Annotated in this window: 16 protein-coding genes and 1 pseudogene; 7 read left to right on the top strand and 10 right to left on the bottom strand. The window is 70.9% G+C overall.

Going from position 1 to position 20,818, the window contains the following annotated elements; all coding sequences use genetic code 11:
* Nucleotides 1–281 precede the first annotated feature (281 nt).
* Together ESP57_RS14175 and ESP57_RS14170 are read left to right on the top strand one after the other, a co-directional pair.
* On the top strand, nucleotides 282–2,411 hold the full coding sequence (locus tag ESP57_RS14175) for a DUF5054 domain-containing protein (protein ID WP_129232049.1): 2,130 nt from the start codon (nucleotides 282–284) through the stop codon (nucleotides 2,409–2,411).
* Entirely contained in the window at nucleotides 2,408–3,526 is a 1,119-nt protein-coding gene (locus ESP57_RS14170) for a metallophosphoesterase family protein (protein ID WP_129232048.1), read from the top strand. The genes ESP57_RS14175 and ESP57_RS14170 overlap by 4 nt, the downstream gene beginning before the upstream one ends.
* Nucleotides 3,527–3,599: 73 nt before the next feature.
* Here the strand turns inward: ESP57_RS14170 and ESP57_RS14165 are convergent, their stop codons facing one another.
* Nucleotides 3,600–5,531 (bottom strand): glycoside hydrolase family 5 protein, encoded by a 1,932-nt coding sequence (locus ESP57_RS14165; RefSeq protein ID WP_129232047.1) that lies wholly within the window; start codon nucleotides 5,529–5,531, stop codon nucleotides 3,600–3,602.
* 253 nt (nucleotides 5,532–5,784) lie between these two features.
* On the opposite strand from ESP57_RS14165, the gene ESP57_RS14160 reads away from it, so the two are divergent.
* Nucleotides 5,785–6,681 (top strand): alpha/beta fold hydrolase, encoded by an 897-nt coding sequence (locus ESP57_RS14160; protein WP_129232046.1) that lies wholly within the window; start codon nucleotides 5,785–5,787, stop codon nucleotides 6,679–6,681.
* Nucleotides 6,682–6,697: 16 nt separating this feature from the next.
* Here the strand turns inward: ESP57_RS14160 and ESP57_RS14155 are convergent, their stop codons facing one another.
* From ESP57_RS14155 to ESP57_RS14145, 3 genes are all read right to left on the bottom strand, one after another.
* Entirely contained in the window at nucleotides 6,698–7,489 is a 792-nt protein-coding gene (locus ESP57_RS14155) for a CPBP family intramembrane glutamic endopeptidase (RefSeq protein WP_115961012.1), read from the bottom strand.
* Between the two features lie 99 nt (nucleotides 7,490–7,588).
* Nucleotides 7,589–7,969, bottom strand: coding sequence for a DUF2255 family protein (locus tag ESP57_RS14150; protein ID WP_129232045.1), 381 nt, complete (start codon nucleotides 7,967–7,969; stop codon nucleotides 7,589–7,591).
* The gene (locus ESP57_RS14145; protein WP_129232044.1) at nucleotides 7,966–9,015 is read right to left on the bottom strand and encodes a PHP domain-containing protein; all 1,050 of its coding nucleotides are present in this window, start codon (nucleotides 9,013–9,015) and stop codon (nucleotides 7,966–7,968) included. Before ESP57_RS14145 ends, ESP57_RS14150 begins: the two co-directional genes overlap by 4 nt.
* A gap of 144 nt (nucleotides 9,016–9,159) precedes the next feature.
* Between ESP57_RS14145 and ESP57_RS14140 the strand changes: the two genes are divergently transcribed.
* Nucleotides 9,160–10,611, top strand: a complete 1,452-nt coding sequence (locus ESP57_RS14140; protein WP_129232043.1) for an MFS transporter — start codon at nucleotides 9,160–9,162, stop codon at nucleotides 10,609–10,611.
* A gap of 77 nt (nucleotides 10,612–10,688) precedes the next feature.
* Here the strand turns inward: ESP57_RS14140 and ESP57_RS14135 are convergent, their stop codons facing one another.
* Entirely contained in the window at nucleotides 10,689–11,492 is an 804-nt protein-coding gene (locus ESP57_RS14135) for a DUF2510 domain-containing protein (RefSeq protein WP_165877485.1), read from the bottom strand.
* Between the two features lie 77 nt (nucleotides 11,493–11,569).
* Nucleotides 11,570–12,613 carry an alcohol dehydrogenase catalytic domain-containing protein gene (locus ESP57_RS14130; protein ID WP_056011231.1) on the bottom strand — a complete coding sequence of 348 codons (1,044 nt, stop codon included), beginning with the start codon at nucleotides 12,611–12,613 and terminating at the stop codon, nucleotides 11,570–11,572.
* 152 nt (nucleotides 12,614–12,765) lie between these two features.
* On the opposite strand from ESP57_RS14130, the gene ESP57_RS14125 reads away from it, so the two are divergent.
* Complete coding sequence (locus ESP57_RS14125) at nucleotides 12,766–13,710, top strand: EamA family transporter (protein ID WP_129232041.1); 945 nt, start codon at nucleotides 12,766–12,768, stop codon at nucleotides 13,708–13,710.
* A gap of 498 nt (nucleotides 13,711–14,208) precedes the next feature.
* Here the strand turns inward: ESP57_RS14125 and ypfJ are convergent, their stop codons facing one another.
* Together ypfJ and pip are read right to left on the bottom strand one after the other, a co-directional pair.
* The gene (ypfJ, locus tag ESP57_RS14120) at nucleotides 14,209–15,087 is read right to left on the bottom strand and encodes a KPN_02809 family neutral zinc metallopeptidase (RefSeq protein ID WP_129232040.1); all 879 of its coding nucleotides are present in this window, start codon (nucleotides 15,085–15,087) and stop codon (nucleotides 14,209–14,211) included.
* A 318-nt stretch (nucleotides 15,088–15,405) separates the two neighbouring features.
* A pseudogene (pip, locus tag ESP57_RS14115) lies at nucleotides 15,406–16,356 on the bottom strand (prolyl aminopeptidase); the annotation flags it as partial.
* A gap of 116 nt (nucleotides 16,357–16,472) precedes the next feature.
* Between pip and ESP57_RS14110 the strand changes: the two are divergent.
* Together ESP57_RS14110 and ESP57_RS14105 are read left to right on the top strand one after the other, a co-directional pair.
* On the top strand, nucleotides 16,473–17,486 hold the full coding sequence (locus ESP57_RS14110) for a malate dehydrogenase (protein WP_056011238.1): 1,014 nt from the start codon (nucleotides 16,473–16,475) through the stop codon (nucleotides 17,484–17,486).
* 30 nt (nucleotides 17,487–17,516) lie between these two features.
* Nucleotides 17,517–17,696 (top strand): hypothetical protein, encoded by a 180-nt coding sequence (locus ESP57_RS14105; protein WP_056011241.1) that lies wholly within the window; start codon nucleotides 17,517–17,519, stop codon nucleotides 17,694–17,696.
* A gap of 38 nt (nucleotides 17,697–17,734) precedes the next feature.
* On the opposite strand, the gene ESP57_RS14100 is transcribed toward ESP57_RS14105, so the two are convergent.
* Both ESP57_RS14100 and ESP57_RS14095 read right to left on the bottom strand, forming a co-directional pair.
* Entirely contained in the window at nucleotides 17,735–18,496 is a 762-nt protein-coding gene (locus ESP57_RS14100; protein ID WP_056011244.1) for a TetR/AcrR family transcriptional regulator, read from the bottom strand.
* 116 nt (nucleotides 18,497–18,612) lie between these two features.
* Nucleotides 18,613–20,742 (bottom strand): acyl-CoA dehydrogenase family protein, encoded by a 2,130-nt coding sequence (locus ESP57_RS14095; protein ID WP_129232038.1) that lies wholly within the window; start codon nucleotides 20,740–20,742, stop codon nucleotides 18,613–18,615.
* Nucleotides 20,743–20,818: the final 76 nt, after the last annotated feature.

Here is a 20,818-nt window from a genome sequence, read left to right as displayed (position 1 = left end):
TCCGCGCCTCGGATCGGCGACGTCTTCGTCATGCGCGTACGCACTCCTTCGTGAAATGTTTGCGTTCCCATCGGAGTATAGGCGAGAATGATGTTTGCGCAAACAGAGATTCGGAACCGGCAGATCGCGATCTGCCGATCGGCGTGAGAACCGCATGATTCCGGGGATCCGCGGGTGTCCCTCCAACCTCGCCGTGCGCTTGAATGACGAGTGGCGAGCCTCCTCCGGCCCGGCACAGCAGCCCGTAGACACACCCCCGACACCGCCGTTTGGATGCATGCATGATCACCACCGTCCACGTCGTCTTCAAGACGCACCTCGACCTCGGTTTCACCGACACCGCCGCGAACGTCACCGGCCGGTACGTGCACGAGTACCTCCCCCGCGCGATCGCGCTGGCCGAGGAGCTCGAGCGCCGAGACGGACCCGCCCGTTTCGTCTGGACCACGGGGTCCTGGCTGATCCACGAGGCGCTCCGACTCGGCGACGCCGACGAGCGGGCCGCGCTCGAAGGGGCGATCCGCGCCGGCCACGTGACCTGGCACGGCCTGCCGATGACGACGCACACCGAGCTCATGGATGCCGGTCTCGTCGAGCACGGCATCGCGATCGGCCGCAGGCTCGACGCCCGGTTCGGCCACCGCACGCAAGCAGCGAAGATGACGGATGTCCCGGGCCACACGATCGGCCTCGTGCCGCTGCTCGCCCGGGGCGGCCTCGACTTCCTGCACCTCGGGGTCAACGGGGCATCCGGGGTGCCCGACGTGCCGGAGTTCTTCGTCTGGCGCGCGCCCGACGGCAGCGAAGTGGTCGTCAACTACGCGCGGAGCTACGGCGCCACCGAGCTCGGCGTCGCCGTCGTGCCCGGCGGCACCGACGCCCTCCACCTCGCGCACACGGGCGACAACTTCGGCCCTCCCTCGGCGACCGACGTCGAGTCGCTGTTCGCCGAGCTCCAGGCCGCCTACCCGGGGGCGACGGTGATCGCCTCGACGCTCGACGCCTTCAGCCGCGAGGCCGTCGCTGCCCGCGCGAGCCTGCCGGTCGTCACGCAGGAGATCGGCGACTCCTGGATCCACGGCATCGGCAGCGACCCCGTGCAGACCGCGCGACTCCGCACACTGCTTCGCCTGCGCACCGCGTGGGTCGACGCCGGCGTGCTCGTGCCGGGCACCGAGGAGTGCGACGCGTTCAGCGACGGCCTGCTGCTCGTGCCCGAGCACACGTGGGGCGAGGACCTGAAGACCTACCTGCCCGACTACGTGAACTACGAGAAGGCCGACTTCCAGCGTGCTCGTGCGGCCGACGTCATCGACCCCGCCCTGAACCCCAGCGAGTTCGACCGCTACGCCTGGGCATACCGCGAGCACCCGAGCTCGCAGGGACTGCGCTACTCGGCGTTCGAACGGTCGTGGGCCGAGCAGCGCGCCCATCTCGATCGCGCGCTCGCGGCCCTCTCGCCCGAACGCCGCGCCGAGGCCGAGACGGCGATCGCCGAGACGCAGCCGGGCGACGCGCCGAGCAGCAGTGCGACGGGGAGCACGACGACGACGATCGACCTCGACGACGAGCAGGCCCTCGGCGCCTACCGGGTGCGCTTCGGCGACGACGGGTCCCTCGTCTCCCTGATCGACGGCGACGGCACGCAGTGGGCGGGTCCGGAGCATCCGCTCGCCGCCTACCGCTACGAGACGTTCGACGAACGCGACGAGGCCAGATGGGTGCAGGAGTACTGCCGCGACATCGAGGCGACCGCCTTCTGGGCCGTGCCCGACCAGTCGAAGCCCGGTCTCGCGATCGCCGAGACGTTGCCCGCGACGACGTTCGCACCTCGAGTGGTGTCCGCCGAGCGCTTCGACGACGGCGCCGACACGGTCGCGGTGCTGCGACTCGCGCTGCCCGCTGCGGCGAGCGAGGCATGGGGCGGGCCGCGCGACATCCGGCTCGCCTACCGGTTCCCGTCCGCGCCCGGACCGATCACCGTCACGCTCGACCTCCGCGGCAAGGACGCCTCGCGGCTCCCCGAGGCGAGCTGGCTCGGCTTCCGCCCGCTCACCGGGCCGGGCGACTGGCGACTCACGAAGATCGAGACACCGGTCGACCCGCAGTCGGTGGTCCGCAACGGCAACCGCAGCCTGCACGCGGTCGCCGCGGTCACGCATACGGCGACGCGGGACTTCTCGCTGCGGCCCCTCGACGCCGCCCTCGTCGCAGTCGGCCGCCCCGCGCTGTACCGGTTCGACAACGCGGTGCCCGATCCCGATGACGGCCTGCACGTGAACCTGCACAACAACATGTGGGGCACGAACTTCACGATGTGGTTCGACGACGACCTGCGGTTCCGCTTCGAACTCGACCTCGACGCGGGCGCCGACGCCGGTCGCCGCCTCGACCGCGGAGCCACGCGGTGAGCGCGTCGATCGTGACGAGTCCCCCGGTCGTGATGGCGCCGCGCTCCGACGGCTTCGAGGTCGTCTGGGGCGTGCGCGGCCTGAGCCGCGGCTGGATCGAGTGGGAGGCCGCCGACGGATCGAGCGGCACCGTGACGAGCGACGCCTTCGGCATGGTGCCCCAAGACCACCGGGTGCTTCGGGTGCGGGTCGACGGGCTGCCGTCGGCCACCGCCGTGCGGGTGCGCGCGATCACCGAGGCGGTCGACCGGCGCCGCGTCCGCCACGAGAGCGAGTGGAAGACGCTGCGCACGCTCGACGCGGCATCCGACACCGCGCACTTCGCCGTCTGGAACGACACGCATCAGCGCGACGACACCCTGCGGGCGCTGCACGACGCGACCCCAGACGTCGACGTGCTCGTCTGGAACGGCGACCTCTGCAACGACTGGAAGGATCCGTCGTGGTTCACCTCGACGGTGCTGAACCCGGCGGGCCTCGACGTGAGCGACGGCCGGCCGCTTTCGATCGTCATCGGCAACCACGACGTCCGCGGCGCCTGGGCCTACCAGCTCGAGGACTTCGTGGCGACGCCCGAGGGGCGCCCGTTCACGGCGTTCCGCATCGGCCCGGTCGCGTGCATCGTGCTGCACACCGGCGAGGACAAGCCCGACGCCCACCCGAGCTTCGAGGGGCGGGTGGCGTTCGAGCCGCTCCGCGCCGAGCAGGCCGAGTGGCTCCGCGAGGTCACGGCGCGACCCGAGTTCGCGGATGCCCCGTACCGCGTCGTGTTCTGCCACATCCCGCTGCGGTGGATCGACGAGACCGTCGTCGACTACGACGCCGACGGGTACGACTGGTTCAGCCGCATGAGCCGCGATGCGTGGCACGAGAGCCTCGTCTCCTGGGGCGCCCAGATCGTGGTGTCGGGGCACACGCACCATCGCACCTCGTTGCCGGCGACCGTGGAGTTCCCGTATGCGCAGCTCATCAGCGGCGGACCCGACGCCGAGACGACCTCCGACGAGGCGGCCACGTGGATCGACGGCGTCGCCACCGCGGAGGAGCTCGTGCTCACGATGCGGGATCTCGGCGGCGAGGTCGTGCACGAGGTCCGGCTCCGGCCGCTCGCCTGACGCGTCGCTCGCCCGACGGACGAGGAAGGGGCCGGGTCGCAGTCGCGACCCGGCCCCTTCCGTCATCCGCCGATCAGCTCAGCGGCTTGCAGAGCAGCATGTCGGGCACGCCGCCGTGGTTCCAGCGCCAGGTGAAGGCGATGCCAGAGAGGTACTCGCCGTCGGCGCACTGGCCCTTGTAGTTGCCGGGCGCCCAGTCGCTCTGGATCGAGCCTCCGCCGGCCGGCCGGTTGTCGCCGTTGTCGAACCAGACCTTGCGGCCCTGGCTCGACGGCAGGGTCGTCTGGCCCTGTGCGCAGAGCAGCTTCGACGTCGACCACTTGTTGATCGTGCTGGTCCGGAGGCTGTAGCCGACGGCCATCTGTCCGGCCGGGCACTGCAGCTTGTCGTAGCCGCTCGCCCAGTCGGACTGGACGGTCGACTCGTCCTTCACGACCGTGCGGGTGGTGGTCAGCGCCGGCTGCAGGTTGTCGGTGCAGAGGGCGCGGTTCGTGCCACGTGCCACGCCGACGAGTCGCTGGCTGTCGGGACAGTTGCCCTTCCACTGGCCCGGGTCCCAGTCGGGGCGCGTGTTCATGAGCGCGGACGCGTTGGTGTCGGGTGAGGTGCTGCCACTGCCGAGCATGTTCCAGCGCGGCACGGATGCCACGGGGCCGGTCTTGCCGTCCGAGTTCACGAGCTTCTTCCATTGCGGGTAGCGCCAGTCGTCGGCGATGCTCAGCTTCGTGCCGTCGGCCTTGTAGGCGAGCAGCGAGAAGGTGTCGACGAAGGATCCGTCATCGCGAGCGTGGGCGACGAGCGGCCAGGCCGCGAAGTCGCTGTCGTTCTCGATGAGGAGGTCGGTGAAGTTCGTCCACCAGGCCTTCTCCTTGTCGTTCGTCTGGCCGGCACCGGTGGTGCCGAACTCGCTGAACCACACGGGTGCCGTGTAGTGCTGGTTCGCCGTGTTGACGAAGAGCGCTCCCTCGGTGACCGAGGCCTTCAGCTCGGCCGCCGTCATGTCGCGGTAGCGAGGGTCGGTCGTCTCCCCGAGGCCGGTCGCTCCGGTGTGGTTCGGTCCGGTGAAGCCGTAGATGTGCGCCGCGTAGACGAGCTTGTCGGGATACGGCAGCGTGTTCGAGGTGTTCCGCACCGGCTTCAGGTGCGGCCGCTCGTGCGAGGTCAGGTCGGTCGGGATGCCCTGCCAGTTGATGCCCTCCATGATGACGAGCACCTCGGGGTTCGCCTGCTGGATCGCGATGCCCGCCTGCTGATAGGCCTTGTAGAGGTCGTGGTCGTCGCCCCAGCCCCAGTTCGCGTCGTTCAGGATGTCGCGGCGCACCTCGTTGCGCAGGTCCATGCCGACCACGCGCGCATTGTCCTGGTAGCGCGTCGTCAGCACGACCCAGTCGCTGATCCACTTCTCGGTGGTCTGGCTGCTGTTCCAGCGCTCGTTGCCGTCGTTCGTGCCGCAGCACCAGTGCGAGGTGGTCGTGTGGTTGTTCAGGATCACCGCGAAGCCGTCGGCGGTGAGCGCGGCGACGACCGCGTCGAAGACCTGCAGCGGGGTCTTGCCCTTCAGCTGCGGATTCGCGGCCACCGCGACATCCGGAACCGGCGCCGTCATGCCGAGCATCTCGTTCGAGAACGACAGGCGGATGCTGTTGATGCCGACCCCGTGGAAGTCGCTCATGAGGGTCGACATCGGCACCCGGTCGAGGCCCATGGGGATGTCGTAGCTCATGCCGCTGTTGTGGTTGGCGGGATCGTTCTTGTCGCCGCTGCCGCTCCAGTGGCCCTGCGCGCCGTCCCAGTTCGCGGACTCCAGCTTGAAGCGATCACCGTCGGCGTCGACGATGTAGCGGCCGACGGTGTGCAGCGGCGCCGTCCAGGACGCCGCGAGTTCGGGACCCGTGAGGACCTCGATCGGATCCTCGGGTGCTGCTGCGTACACGGGACTCGCGACCGATATCGCGAGTGCTGCGGTCGTGAGTCCGACCGCGACCCGTAGGGTACGACGATGCATTCTGCGAACCTCTCTGTTCTGCCGATCGAGGCGGCCCCGCCCTGTTGCGAGACCGACGCGAACCGGCCCTGACTCGGTCAGGCTAGAGGCGGGATCATCACGATGTCAACGCAAACAGGGCAAATTCTGCTATCGCAAACATTCTGTCGTGCCGGCGCCCGGTGCTGGGCGCCCCGGCGTGGTCGCCCGTCGGGATGACGCGCCGGCGGGACGGCGCGTTGACGTGCCCTCCGCCGACGAGGATGATCGACGCATGGGGACGAAAGCGACACCTCGGCGTGCTCCGCGGCGACCGGAGTCGAGCCTTGCCGAGCGCTGGACGACGGTCGACGGCATCAACCTGTTCTACCGCGAGTCGCCCGTGCCGCCCGACGCCCCGGCGATGATGCACCTGCACGGCTTCGGCCTCTCCGGGCGGTACCTGCTGCCGACCGCCGAACGACTCGCCGACGAGTTCCACACCCTCGTGCCCGACCTGCCCGGCTTCGGCCGCAGCGGCAAGGCGGGCGACGCGCTCGACGTGCCCGACCTCGCGCACGCCGCGGCTCGCTTCCTCGACGATCGCGGCATCGAGAAGGCCACCCTCGTCGGCAATTCGATGGGATGCCCCGTCATCCTCGAGTTCGCACACCACTACCCCGAGCGCATCGACCGCGCCGTGCTCGTCTCGCCGGCCGGCGGCCTGTACAACCAGCCGCTTCGCCGCGCCGTCGGGCAGCTCACCCGCGACGGCAGCCGGGAGCCTCCCCGCATGATGAAGGTGGCCGTTCCCGACTACTTCCGGTTCGGCGTGCCCAGCACGTTCAAGATGTTCCGCTCGCTCACGCAGTACCCGACCCTCGAGCGGCTCCTCCAACTGCGCATCCCCACGCTCGTCGTGATCGGCGATCGGGATCCGCTCATGCCCGGCGCGAGCCGCGTGCAAGAGGTCGCGGCAGCGACCGACAACCACGTGCTGCTCGTCAAGATCGAGGGCGCGGCGCACGCCATCAACTTCAGCCACTCGGGCGAGCTCGCCCACCTGATCCGGCTGTTCATGGCCGACAAGCCGATCGTCGACGACCCCGGCTCACCCGGCCACGCGCGCCTGTACGAGATCCATCGCGGCACGCACCTGCCGCCGGCCGACGATCGCGGGATCGGCCGCTAGGCGACGCTCGCCGCCGTTACACGGCCGGGCGCGCGGCCATCACGTTCGGGACATCCGACTGCGCGGCGCTGCGGAAGGTCCACCACACCGCCACGAGGGCGAACAACCCGACGACGCCGTAGAGGGTGGCGGTCAGCCCGACCAGCGGTGACGTCTCGCCGTAGCCCGACGAGAACGTCGAGAAGTCCCAGAAGCCGTGCAGCACCATCGCCCACACGAGCGAGCCGGTCGTGCGTCGCAGGATGTAGAAGATCGTGCCGCCGAGGAAGGCGTATCCGACCTGCAGTGTCGTCGGCAGGAAGTCCTGGCCGGTCAGCACGTTCACGTAGTGCATGAGCGCGAAAGCGAGTGTGGTGAGGAACCAGACCCACGGCTCCGACAGGCGGCTACGGAGACCCACGAGCAGCAAGCCTCGAGTCGTGAGCTCCTCGGTGAAGCCGACGAGCAGCAGCACGATCGACGCGCCGAAGAAGGCCGCGTCGTAGGCCGCCCAATCGGTCACTGCGAGGTTCACGACCAGCAGCACCGCCATCGCGAACGGTGCGATGAGCGGCCACCGGTGACGGCTCCGCGCCGCATCGAACAGCGCCGGGCGCCACCAACCGAGCAGCGACGTCGTGATCGCGAGCAGCACGGTGCCGACGATGAGTGAGAGTCCGACGCCGAAGAACAGGTTCTCGCCGCTCTCGCCGAGCTCGGTGTAGGGCACGCCCGTCACCCTCTGCATGGCGAAGATCACGACGAGGTAGCCGACCCAGATCGCGAAGCCGATCCAGACCCGAGGGGTGACGCGCAGCGCATTGGGCATGCAGAAATCATGTCACGACGAGGGACCGGTCGCCGCCGGGGGCCCGGCTCGCCAGGGCGTCAGCCCACCAGGCACGGACCCCGCTCGGGTGGCCGCGAGTCAGACGGCGGCCGGCTCCAGCCGGAGCGTCGTGGCGATGACCTGCGGCCCGACCACGGTACCGACGATCTTCGGCCCGTATCGGTCGTACTTCGCGTGGTACGCGGCGTCGACGGCCTCGTGCACGTCGGCCGGCGGCTCGACGAACGCGACGTCGCGCTCCACGCCGCCCGCACGGATGCGACCCGCGCCGCTCGCCTGGGCCCTGCGGAACCACGGATTGCCCGGCCCGTAAGCGGACCGGACGAACAGCTCATCGCCTACCCGTGCGACCCAGATGGTCACGAACGGTCGCAGCGATCCGTCGGCACGGCGAGAGGCGATCTGCAGTTCGTCGGCTGCGCCGACCCGGTCGAGTTCCTCGGCGGTCCAGGTGCTCATGGTCGTCCTTCCTCGCGTGCGGTGCGCACTCCGCGGTCGCGACTCCATTCGAGCAGTCGTTCGACGGGCCAGGTCGTCACGATGCGCTCGGCCGGCACGCCGTTCGCCGTCGCGCGCGCCGCCCCGAGCTCGAGGAACGTGAGGTGCCCTGGCGCATGGGCGTCGCTGTCGATCGAGAACAGGCAGCCGGCCTCGAGGGCGATCGCGATGAGCTCGTCGGGCGGGTCCTGCCGTTCGGGCCGCGAGTTGATCTCGACGGCGACTCCGTGCTCGGCGCACGCCTCGAAGACCGCGTGGGCGTCGAAGGTCGACTGCGGCCGGGTGCCGCGCGACCCCTCGACGAGCCGGCCGGTGCAGTGCCCGAGCACGTTCGTGTGCGGGTCGGCGATGGCGCGCAGCATCCGCTTCGTCATCTCGGGCGCCTCGGTGCGGAGCTTCGAGTGCACGCTCGCGACCACGATGTCGAGGCGATCGAGCATCTCGGGGGTCTGGTCGAGGGCGCCGTCGAGCAGGATGTCGACCTCGATGCCGCGAAGCAGGCGGATGCCGCGGGCCCCTGCCTGCACGTCGGCGATCGCCTGCTGCTGGGCGGTGAGCCGCTCGGCGCTGAGTCCGTTGGCCACCCGGAGACTCGGCGAGTGGTCGGTGATCGTGAGGTACTCGAGCCCGAGCGCCTCGGCGGCGCGCGCCATCGTCTCGAGGCTCGTGGTGCCGTCGGACCAGTCGGTGTGGCTGTGCAGGTCACCGCGGAGCTGCGCCCTGAGGCCGGTGTGCGCGCCCTCGGGTGAGAGCCCGGCGCGCGTGCGGAGGTCGGCGAGGTAGTCGGGCACCGCACCGTCGCTCGCCTGCGCGATGACCGCGAACGTCGTGTCGCCGATGCCCTTCGTGCGCTGCAGGCGACCGTCGGCGACGCGAGCGGCGACCTCGTCGGGGTCGAGCGGCCGGATGACGTCGGCCGCCCGGCGGAACGCCTTCGACTTGAACGCCGATGCCCGATCGCGCTCGAGCAGGAACGCGATCTCCTCGAGTGCCGCCACGGGGTCCATCGCCCCATTCTGGCGCGTCGCGGGGCGACCGGCCAGTGCACCCGCCGGGGCCCCGGCCTCGTCACGCGGTGCCCGCCGCTTGACACGGGCGCTCCATTGTCGGTATATCTATACCCCCTAGGGGTATTCACAGAAGGAGTTCTCATGCCAGCATCCTCTCCGCCGACGAGACGTCGGTGGTTCGGCCTCGCGCTCATCGCGGCCGCCCAGTTCGTCGTCATCATGGACACGTCGATCATCGGCGTCGCCCTGCCCGACATCCAGGCCGAACTCGGGTTCACCCCCGAGTCCCTGTCATGGGTGTTCAACGCCTACGTCATCGCCTTCGGCGGCCTCCTGCTGCTCGGGGGACGCCTCTCCGACGTGTTCGGAGCACGCCGGGTGTTCATCGCCGGCTGGCTCACGCTGCTCATCGGCAGCGTGCTCGCGGGCGCCGCGAGCAACGTCGGCCTCGAGATCGCCGGTCGCGCCGTCCAGGGCGCGGGCGCCGCGCTCATCGCCCCGGCCGCGCTCACCCTGCTGATGACGCTGTTCGGCGGCACCGCCGACCTGCCGCGCGCCTTCGCGGTCTACGGCGCCGCCGCACCCATCGGGGGTACGGCCGGCGTCTTCCTCGGCGGCGTGCTCACCGAGTACGCGAGCTGGCCGTGGGTGTTCTACGCGACCGTGCCGATCGCCGCGCTCGTCATCATCCTGACGCCGTTCGCACTCCCCCGCGTCGCGGGCGGCCGCGGGCGCGTCGACGTCGCCGGTGCGCTCACCGCGACCGCGGGACTCGCCGCGATCGTCTACGGCGTCGTGCGCGCACCCGAGGTGGGCTGGGCCTCGGTCGAGACGATCGTCGCCCTGGTCGCCGGCGCCGCCCTGCTCATCGCATTCTTCGCGATCCAGGCCCGCCGCCGCACGCCGCTGCTGCGCCTCGGCATCTTCCGGGCCCCGCAGCTCGGCGCCGCGAACCTCGCGCAGCTGCTCCTCGGCGCCGCCTGGGTCTCCATGTGGTTCTTCCTGAACCTCTACCTGCAGCAGGTGCTCGGTGCGGGCGCGTTCGCCTCGGGTGCCGCGCTCCTGCCGATGACCGCGCTCATCGTGGTCGGCATGGTCGCCGTGGCGCCGCGACTGCAGGCGCGGTTCGGGGCGAAGCCGCTCATCGTCGGCGGATTCGCCCTGCTCGCGGTCGGACTCGGCTGGCTCGCACTCGCCCGGCCCGACGGCAGCTACGCCGTCGACGTGCTGCCCGCCTCGCTCGTCGCAGCGCTCGGCATGGCGCTCGCGTTCGTGCCGTCGCTCGGCACGGCGATCGGCGCCGCACGCCCCGAGGAGACGGGCGTCGCGTCGGGCCTCGTGAACACGAGCTACCAGATCGGCTCGGCGATCGGCCTCGCCGTGCTGACGGCCGTCGGTGCTGCGGTGACCGCCGCCGTCTCGAGTGAGGCGACCGGCGGTGCTGCGGATGCCGCGGCGCTCACGGCCGGGTTCTCATCGGCCTTCATCGGCGCCGCCGTGCTGGCCGTCATCGGGCTCGTGGCCTCCGCCGTGCTCCTGCGTGCGGCGCCCCGCTCGGCGAGCGCGCCCGCCGAGGAGCTGGTGGACGCCTGAACGGACCGCGTGCTCGTGGACGCCGGCAGCGGCGTCCACGGGCACGCGCCGTCAGGCGCCCCGACCGGTCGTGCCGATCAGTACGAGGGGTACATCTCCATCGACGTGTTGACGACGTTCACCATCATCACGACGACCCACGCGATCACGCCGATCGTGAGCACGACGGTGAGCGCGATCGCGGCGGCCATCGGCAGGTACCCGCGACCGGCCTGCCGCCGCACCACGACCGAGCGGCCGATGACGTACACGAGGGACGAGAGGAACGCCCAGGCCCAGTGGAACCGGCGCTGGTAGCCGAGCTTCGCGAGCTTGGCACTGTCGAGGGCGGCGAACCAGACCGAGAGACCGTAGACGATCCATCCCCCGAACGTCGCGGCGAGGTACCACGGGTCGGTGTACGGGCCGAGGGCCGTGATCATCGAGTTCGACGACGGGTACATCGACTGCTCCATGTAGCCCTCGAAGTCCCAGAGGAAGATGGGCAGTGCGGCGAGCACCGGCATCGCCACGATCAGCCAGATCCAGAGCGTGTCGACCGGGGTGCCCTCTGGCACGCGAGCCGTCGCCGCGGCGCCGCTGTACGGAGCCGGCTGCCCGGCGCCGTACACCGGGGTCGCCGCGTACGCGGGTGCGGAGGTGTAGGCCGGCGCATACGCCGGGGTCACCGGCGCGACGTACGCGGGAGCGGCCACCGGGGGTTCGACGGCGGGAGCCACGACCGGCGGGACCGACCGTGCCGGGGCGGCCTGCTCGACGGGCGCGACCGGCGCCGCCGGCGCGACGTGCTCGGTCCATTGCGCGCCGTTCCACCAGCGCTGCGCGGTGGCATCGCTCGGGTCGGGATACCAGCCTGCGGGTGCCGCACGACCATCGCTCATCGGTTCCTCCTGAGGGTTCTCGGACATGCTACGGGCACGACGGCGTCCACGCTCCGGAACACGGCGAGCGGATGCCGCTACAGCTCGACGACCGTCATGCCCGAGCCCCCGCCGCCGGCGGTGCCCATCGCGGCGAGCGCCGCGGGAACCTCGTCGAGCGTGATGCGCCGCCCGACGAGCTCGATCGGACGGAAGTCGCCGGAGGCGACGGCGCCGAGCATGGAGGGGTACTCGTGCGCCGCCATGCCGTGGCTGCCGAGGATCTCGAGTTCGCCGGCGATCACGGCATCCATCGGCATGGCGGCGAGCGCGGAGTCGCCGACCATGAGCCCGATCTGCACGTGTCGGCCGCGCTTCTTCAGGCTCCGCACCGAGGCGAAGGAGGTCTCCGTCGAACCGAAGGCGTCGACCGAGACGTCGACGCCCCCGCCCGAGGCTTCGAGGATGCGCTCCGCGGCGCCCTCGCCGCCCTGCAGCGGCACCGCGCCGAGCCCCTCGGCCGCGGCGAGCGCGGCGTCGGAGACGTCGACGCCGTAGACCTTCACGCCTGCCGCGACGGCGATCATGATCGCGGAGAGGCCGACCCCGCCGCATCCGTGCACCGCGATCTGCTCGCCGGGGGCGAGCCGGGAGCGCGAGACGATGGCCCGGTAGGCGGTCGCGAAGCGGCAGCCGAGCGATGCGGCCTCGACGAAGCCGAGCGACTCGGGCAGACGGATGAGGTTCAGCTCGGCCTCGTCGATCGCCACGAACTCCGCGAACGAGCCCCAGTGCGTGAAGCCGGGCTGGGACTGGTGGTCGCAGACCTGCTCGTTGCCGGTGAGGCACTCGTGGCAGCGCCCGCACGCGCAGATGAAGGGGGCGGTGACGCGGTCGCCGACCGCCCAGCCGGCGTCGGGGTCGACGTCCGTGCCGAGCACGGCGATCTCACCGGCGAACTCGTGGCCGGGAACATGTGGAAGCGACACGGTGTCGTCGTGGCCCATCCAGGCATGCCAGTCGCTGCGGCAGACGCCGGTCGCGCGAACCCGGATCACGGCGCCGCGGGGCGGGCACTCGGGCTCCGGCACGTCGACGAGTTCGGGGTTCACACCGAAGGCGTTGAAGAGCACGGCGCGCACAGGAGTCCTTTCCGTATCGGGTCACGGATGTCGGCGGCAGTCACGGCATCGTCGCCGGATCGCGCGCGCGACATCCGCGAGCTTATCGGCCCGCGAGCGCCCGCTCGTACGGGCGGTCCAGCGGCGGTGGCGTGATTGTGTAACAATGTGCCATGCGATTCGTGACCGCCGTGCTGCTCGCGGCCGTCTGCTTCGGCACGACGGGCACCGCGCAGGCGCTCGGCCCCGAGGCGAGCGCGGCCTCGGTCGGCGCGGCGCGAATCCTGATCGGCGGTGGCGCCCTCGGCATCGCCGCCGTGATCACGATCTTCGCCGGCCGCCGGCGCGGTGCGGTCGGGACACCCGCCCTCCCGGCGGCCGGCGTCGGCCCGAGGCATCCGCTGCCCGCCTGGCTGCTCGTCGCGATCGGCGCAGTAGGAGTGCTCGCCTACCAGCCGGCCTTCTTCGCCGGCACCGCCGCGAACGGCGTCGCCGTCGGCACGGTCGTGGCGCTCGGCTCGGCGCCCGTCATCACCGGCGGCCTCGACTGGGCGCTGCGCCGCCGCTATCCCGGGCACCGCTGGGCCGTCGCGACCGCGATCGCGACCATCGGCGTCGGCATCCTGGCCGCGGCGACGGGTGGGGGCGGCAGCGCCACGGGAGCCGATCCGCTCGGGCTGGTCGCCTCACTCGGCGCGGGCGCCTCGTACGCCGTCTACACGCTCGCCGCGAAGGCGCTGCTCGACCGCGGGTGGAGCGGATCCGCGAGCATGGGCGCGCTGTTCGGCGTCGCGGCGGCCTGCAGCATCCCCCTGCTTGCGATGACGGATGCCTCGTGGCTCGCGACCGGGCCCGGTCTCGCGATGGCCCTCTGGCTCGGCCTCGTGACGACGACCGTCGCCTACCTGATGTTCGGCTACGGCCTCGGCGGACTCGCACCCGCGACCGTCTCGACACTGACGCTCGCCGAGCCATTGACCGCCGGCATCCTCGGCGTGGCAGTCCTCGGGGAGGCACTCACCCCCGGCGCACTGCTCGGACTGCTCGTGCTGGCCGCGGGGATCGTCGTGCTCGCGACCGCGAATGCCGGCCGGAGGGCGAAGGTCGCACTGGGCTGATCACCCCGGCTCCGCCGGCGCTTCCCATGGAGCGCCGCGATGTCTGAGGACGGCGTCCGTCGTGCTCCTTCGACCTGCCCGGGCACTGGCCGCAGTTCACCATGCCAGTCCGGCTCGGTCAGGCGATCGTCGCGGCGCTCGAAGGCTGAGCCTCGGCCCCTCCGCGTCGGGCGTCGCGGTCGTCCCGGTCCGCGTGCTGGGGCGGGGCGCTCCGCCGCGCGGCGCCTCCCCCATCGGTTCCGCGTACCAGTGGTCGGCGCCCCGGCTGCAGGTGCACGAGAGCGCCACCGTCTCGTCGATCGTCACCGCTCGGAAGAACTCGCGGTGGGGAGTCGGGATCTCGCGTCGTCGTCGGCCCATGGCTCGTGCTCCAATCTGCGCACGTCGCGGTGCGCTTACTGAAGAGACGGCGATCACGCTCGATCATGACGCGGGTCGAGCAACATGGGGCATTCAAGGGGGTGCGCCGATCGGCCCGACCGGCCGCGCACCGATTCGTCAGAGCGCGTCGGGGCTGACCGAGAACGTGTCGCAGGCCCCGGCACCCTGCTCGAAGCCGGTCTCGAACCAGTTCATCCGCTGCTCGCTCGTGCCGTGCGTGAACGTGTGCGGATTCACCTGTCCCTGCGTCGCCTGCTGGATGTGGTCGTCGCCGACTGCCGCTGCCGCGTCGAGGGCATCCCTGCGCTGCGCCGCCGTGATCGGCTGCAGGAACGGCACGCCGCTGTCATCGGGCACTGTGGACGCATTGGCCACCCAGGCGCCGGCGAAGCAATCGGCCTGCAGTTCGACCCGAACGGCGCTCGACGACGGCCCGGTCTGCCCGTCTTGCGAGCGCTCGAGCACGCCGGCGAGGTTCTGCACGTGGTGGCCCCACTCGTGCGCGATGACGTACATCTCGGCGAGCGGGCCGCCGCTGGCGCCGAACCTGCTGCGCAGTTCGTCGTAGAACGTCACGTCGATGTAGATCGTCTGGTCGGGCGGGCAGTAGAACGGACCGGTCGCCGACGAGGCGCTGCCGCATCCCGTCGTCGTGGCCTGGTCGAAGAGCGCGAAGTCCTGTGGCGCGTTGTAGTTCACGCCCAGTGCCGGCGCCTCCTCGGCCCAGTACGCCTCGAGCGACGCCGAAGCGCCCTTCATGCGGCACTCGACGTCCTCGTTCGCATCCTCGCCGGTGAGGCAGTGCTCGAGCGTGGAGTCGCTCGCTTCCGGCTGGGCTCCGCCGCCGACGAGCCCGCTGAGGTCGACGCCGAGGAACTGAGAGATCAGGAAGATCGCGAGCACGCCGAGGCCGCCGCCACCGAGGGCGATGCCGGTGTTGCGGCCGCGCTTCGAAGCCCTGCCCTTGCTGATGTCGGCGTCGGGATTGAACGTCATGATGAGACGCTACCGGGTGCGGGGTCGGTCGTCACCGGGTTGCGCGTCGTCGTTCTCGTCGTCATCGTCGTCGTCATCGTCATCGTCGTCGACATCGTCGTCGTCGTCGTCGTCGTCGTCATCGTCGTCGTCGTTCTCGTCGTCATCGTCGTCATCGTCGTCGTCGTTCTCGTCGTCATCGTCGTCATCGTCGTCGTCGTTCTCGTCGTCATCGTCGTCGTCGTCGTCGTCATCGACTTCATCGTCATCGTCATCGTCATCGTCGCCGAACTCGTGACGCTCGTACACGACGGCGTCGCCGCCGAAACCGTCGCCGCCGGCGAAGCGGTCGGTCGCGGTGATGAGCGCGTCGAGGATCCCGGGTTCGTCGAAGGCGTGCCCGGCGTCGTCGATGATCGTGAGCTCGGCCTCGGGCCACGCGCGGTGCAGATCCCACGCGGTCATCGCGGGCGTGCACATGTCGTAGCGGCCCTGGATGATCACGGCCGGGATGTCGCGGAGGCGCGAGGCATCCCGGATCAGCTGCCCCTCGTCCCACCAGCCGCCGTGCCGGAAGTAGTGGTTCTCGATACGCGCGAAGGCGGTGGCGTACTCGGGCGCCGTGTAGCGCGCGACGTTCGCGGCCTGCGGGAGCAACGTGATCGTCGAGGACTCCCAGCGCGCCCAGGCGATGGCGGCGGGCTCGTGCACTTCGGGATTCGGGTCGCCGAGCAGCCGCGCGTACGCCTCGACGAGGTGCGTGCGCTCGAGCACGGGGATCGGTGCGATGAAGTCCTCCCAGAGGTCGGGGAACACCGCCGAGGCCCCGCCCTCGTAGAACCAGTCGAGTTCCTGCCGACGCAAGGTGAAGATGCCGCGCAGCACGAGTTCGGTGACGCGCTCGGGGTGGGTCTGCGCGTACGCGAGCGCGAGCGCACTCCCCCATGAGCCGCCGAAGACCTGCCAGGTGTCGATGCTGAGATGTCCTCGGAGCCGCTCCATGTCGGCGATGAGGTGCCACGTGGTGTTGGCGGCGAGGCTCGCCCCGGGTTCGCTCGCGTGCGGGATCGAGAGGCCGCAGCCGCGCTGGTCGAAGAGGACGATGCGGTACCGCTCGGGGTCGAAGAGCCGGCGGTGGTCGGGCGAGGTTCCGGCACCGGGCCCACCGTGCAGAAACACGACCGGCTTCCCCTGCCGATTGCCCGACACCTCCCAATAGATGTGCTGGCCGTCCCCCACGTCGAGCATGCCGGTCTCCAGCGGCTCGATCTCCGGATACATCTCTCTCATAGCGTCACGGTACCGACCAGCGGATGCCGCGGCCGGGTGCCACGCTCATCCGCGGATCGAGTCCGGGACGTTCGGGACCGGGCGGCGCGACCCGTCGTCGCGGCTAGGCTCGGAGCATGGCCGCGAAGAAGCCGATCACCGTCACGCTCACGGGCGCGGGCGGCCAGATCGGGTACGCACTCCTGTTCCGCATCGCCTCGGGCGCCATGCTCGGGCCCGACACCCCGGTACGCCTGAACCTGCTCGAGATCCCGCAGGGCGTTCGCGCCGCCGAGGGCGCAGCCCTCGAACTGCAGGATTCCGCCTTCCCGCTGCTCTCGCACGTCGAGGTCTACGACGACGCGAACTCGGCGTTCGCCGGCGCGAACGTGGCACTCCTCGTCGGCGCCCGCCCGCGCACCGCAGGCATGGAGCGCGGGGACCTCCTCACCGCGAACGGCGGCATCTTCGGCCCGCAGGGCGCCGCGATCAATGCGGTCGCCGCCGACGACATCCGCGTCGTCGTGGTCGGCAACCCCGCGAACACGAACGCGCTCATCGCGTCGGCCCATGCACCGGATGTCCCGGCCGAACGATTCACCGCGCTCACCCGGCTCGACCACAACCGTGCCCTCGGACAGCTCGCGGCCACCGTCGACACGCCCGTCGGAGACATCCGCGGCGTGACCATCTGGGGCAATCACTCGGCGACGCAGTTCCCCGACGTGGCGCACGCCACGGCGGCCGGCGACTCCGTGCCCGCGCTGCTCGCCCACCGCCTCGGCGGGCCCGAGGGTGCCCGACGATGGCTGGCCGAGCAGTTCATCCCTCGGGTGGCGAAGCGCGGCGCCGAGATCATCGAGGTGCGCGGATCGTCGTCGGTCGGATCGGCCGCGAGCGCCACGATCGACCACGTGCACGACTGGGTGCTCGGCACTCCCGACGGATGGACGAGCGCCGCGGTGGTCTCCGACGGTTCGTACGGCGTACCCGAGGGGCTCGTCTCCTCGTTCCCGGTCGACTCCGTCGACGGCGCCTGGCGCATCCGCCAGGGCCTCGAGGTCGACGACTTCGCACGGCGCGGCATCGAGGCATCCGTCGCCGAACTCGTCGAGGAGCGCGACGCGGTGCGCGCGCTGGGGCTGCTCTGACGGCGCCCGGCGCCGACGTAGGCTGAAGGCATGGCCGAGCAGACCCCCGCACGCAATGCCCGTCGCAGTCAGCTGATCGTCGGGCTCATCGTGGGCGTGATCGTCGGTGTGGGCGTGAGCCTCTGGACCGGATTCTGGCTGTGGCTGGCCGCCGGCATCGTGGTCGGCATCGTCACCGGCCTGCTCATGCGGCCGCCGTCGAAGGACTGACCGAACGCTCGAGCGATCGCGCCGGCGGGCCGATTCCGCTAGCGGGCCGACACCCCGATGTAGTCGACGATGCCGTCGATCAGGCGCGCGAGCCCGAACTCGAACACGTCCGACGGCCCGGCCTGCTCCACGGCGCCGGCAGCCTGGCCGACCCGCGCCGACACCGGGTAGCGTTTCGCGTCGAGGATCTCGTCGAGCAGCGGCTCGTTGCGCTCCCACCAGTCGACGGCCGACTCCTGGTCGACGGCGCGGTGACGCTCGGCGTCGAGGTGCGCACGCGCCGGCCCGGTGACGAAGCCGAGCAGCAGCGTGACGATGCGGTCCATGTCGAGGTCGGAGAGCCCCAGGCCGTCGATCGCCCGCAGGCACCACTCCCAGTGGTCGGAGACGTTCGGCCCGAGCGGCGGCCGGCTGGTGTCGATCGAGAGCAGCCACGGGTGCCGCAGGTACTCCTCCCACTGCAGGCGCGCGATCCGCGCGAGCCGCTCGGGCAGCTCGCCATCGAGTCGCGGCAGCTCCATCTCGCCGGCGACCCGGTCGACCATGAGGTCGACGAGCTCGGCCTTGCCCGGCACGTAGGTGTAGACCGACATCGGCTTCAGCCCGAGGCGATCGGCGATGCGGCGCATCGACACGGCGTCGATGCCGTCGACGTCGGCAAGCTGCACGGCCGTCGCGACGACCTCGTCGACGCTCGACCGCTGCTTGGGCCCACGGGATCCGACGGGCTCCCCGAAATGCGACCGCCACAGGAGCCGGAGCGTGCGGTCGGGTTCGCTGCCTGTGGATTCTCCCGCCATGCCGGACAGCCTATATTCTCCGTACACCATACGGTCACCCGCCCCGAGGCTCGGGTGAGTGTGCACCGAGCACGACGAAGGCCGGGCGTCGGCTGACGCCCGGCCTTCGATCGCTGCTACTTCTTCTTCGACTTCTCCGGCACGGGCAGCGTGCCGGCGGCTCGCTGCGCGGCGTAGTAGGCGCGGGCCTCGTCCTGCCGCTCCTGCTCGGCACCCGAGGCGATCTTCGCCCGCAGGTGCTCGGGGCCGTAGCCGAACGCGTCGACCAGGTCTTGCGCGTGCGGACGCAGACGCTCGAGCAGGCGGTCGATGTAGGCGGTGACGGCCTGCGCGCGCTTCGGCGAGAGCCGGCCGTTGATGAGGTACCAGGCGAGGTGCTTCTCGACGAGGCCGAGGCCGAAGAGGTCGCGCACCCACGTGAGCACCTGCTTTGTGCCGGGGTCGGTCGTCTTCGCGAGCGCCCGGGTGAACGCCTCCCACTGCAGCAGCTCTCCGTGCGCGCGCGCCGCCTCGATGAGCTCGTTCTGGTTGCGGTTGAACGCCGCCGCCGCGTCGGCCTTCGGGAGCTTCCGTGCATCGCGCAGGCGCCCGGCGATCTCGGAGATCATGGCCTCCACCCGGTCGGTGAGGAGCTCGCGCTGGGTCTGCTCGTCGCGGAGCTCGGAGACCGAACGCGCCGTCGAACCGAAGTCGGCGATGGTCTGCGCGAGGCTGCGGAGGCCGGTGCCGTGGTACGCGCGGTCGGCCGTCTGCGCGACGACGTAGCGCGCCATCGCACCGGCATCCGCCTTCGCGAACTGCTTCGAGAAGTCTGTCAGCAGGCGCTTGGCGACGAGCTGCAGGAGCACGTTGTTGTCGCCCTCGAACGTCACGTAGACGTCGAGGTCCTGCCTGAGCCCCACCATGCGGTTCTCGGCGAGGAAGCCCGAGCCGCCGGCGGCCTCGCGAGCCTCCTGCAGCGTCTCGAGCGCGTGCCACGTCGACAGCGGCTTCAGGGCCGCGGCGATCGTCTCGAGGTCCTGGCGGTCGTCGTCGGTGTCGGCGGCGCCCGAGAACACGGCGTCGAACTTCACGAGGAACTCGTCGTGCGCGAAGATCTGCGCGTACGTCGTGGCGAGCTTCGGCAGCAGCCGGCGCTGGTGACGCTGGTAGTCGAGCAGCACCTCCTCGTCGGTGTCGCTCGCCGCGTTGAACTGCCGGCGCTGGTTGCCGTAGGTGATCGCGATCGTCAGCGCCATGGCGGCCGCGGTCGTGGCAGCGCCGTCGAGTGAGACGCGACCCTGCACGAGGGTGCCGAGCATCGTGAAGAAGCGGCGACCGGGGCTCGAGATGGGGCTCGAGTACGTGCCGTCTTCAGCGACGGAGCCGTAGCGGTTCAGCAGGTTCTCGCGCGGGACGCGCACGTTCGTGAAGTGCAGGCGCCCGTTGTCGATGCCGTTGAGGCCGCCCTTGAGGCCGTCGTCCTCACCGCCGATGCCCTTGAGGAAGCCGCCCTTCGCGCCCCGGATCGGCACGTAGAAGGCGTGCACGCCGTGGTTGACGCCCTTCGTGATGAGCTGCGCGAAGACCACGGCGGCGGTGCCGTGCACGGCGGCATTGCCGAGGTAGTCCTTCCACGCGCCGCGGAACGGCGTGTTGATCACGAACTGCTGCTTCGCCTCGTCGTACGTCGCGGTCGTGCCGATGGCCGCGACATCCGAACCGTGCCCGGTCTCGGTCATGGCGAACGCGCCGGGCACCTTCAGCGACATGATGTCGGGCAGGAACGTCTCGTGGTGGAACTCGGTGCCGAGGTGCAGCACGGCGGCTCCGAAGAGGCCCCACTGCACGCCCGCCTTGATCTGCAGGCTGGGGTCGGCGATCACGAGCTCTTCGAACTGGGCGATGTTGCCGCCGTGGTCGTCGAACCCGCCGAGCGACGTCGGGAAGGCGCGGTGCACGGCCTTCTGGTCGACGAGGATCTTCAGCTGCCCGAGCACGCGCTCCCGGTGCTCGGCCATCGACTGGCCCTCGATGCGCTGGAGGTCGGGGTGGGCGGCCCGCTCGCGAGCGGCCAGCCGAAGGTCGGCCCAGGTGCCGAGCAGCTGCCGGCCCAGCGTCGCCACGTCGATCGAGGGATGCGCGGGCGATGCGGGCTGCGGGGCGGATGCCGCGGTGCGCGCGGACTTCGGCGGCGCCGTGTCGGCCGGGCGCTCGGGGGCGGTCTTCTGCTGCTTCGAGGCGGTGCGGGGTGCCGTGTCAACCATCGTCGGTGTCTCGTCCTTCGTGTGCGATCTGGGCTTGCCTCCACGGTAGGTCGAGCGGATGTCGCGGGGAAACCCT

This window comes from Agromyces fucosus, from assembly GCF_004134865.1.
GTDB lineage: Bacteria > Actinomycetota > Actinomycetes > Actinomycetales > Microbacteriaceae > Agromyces > Agromyces fucosus.
This window is presented reverse-complemented; position numbering and strand designations above follow the sequence as displayed.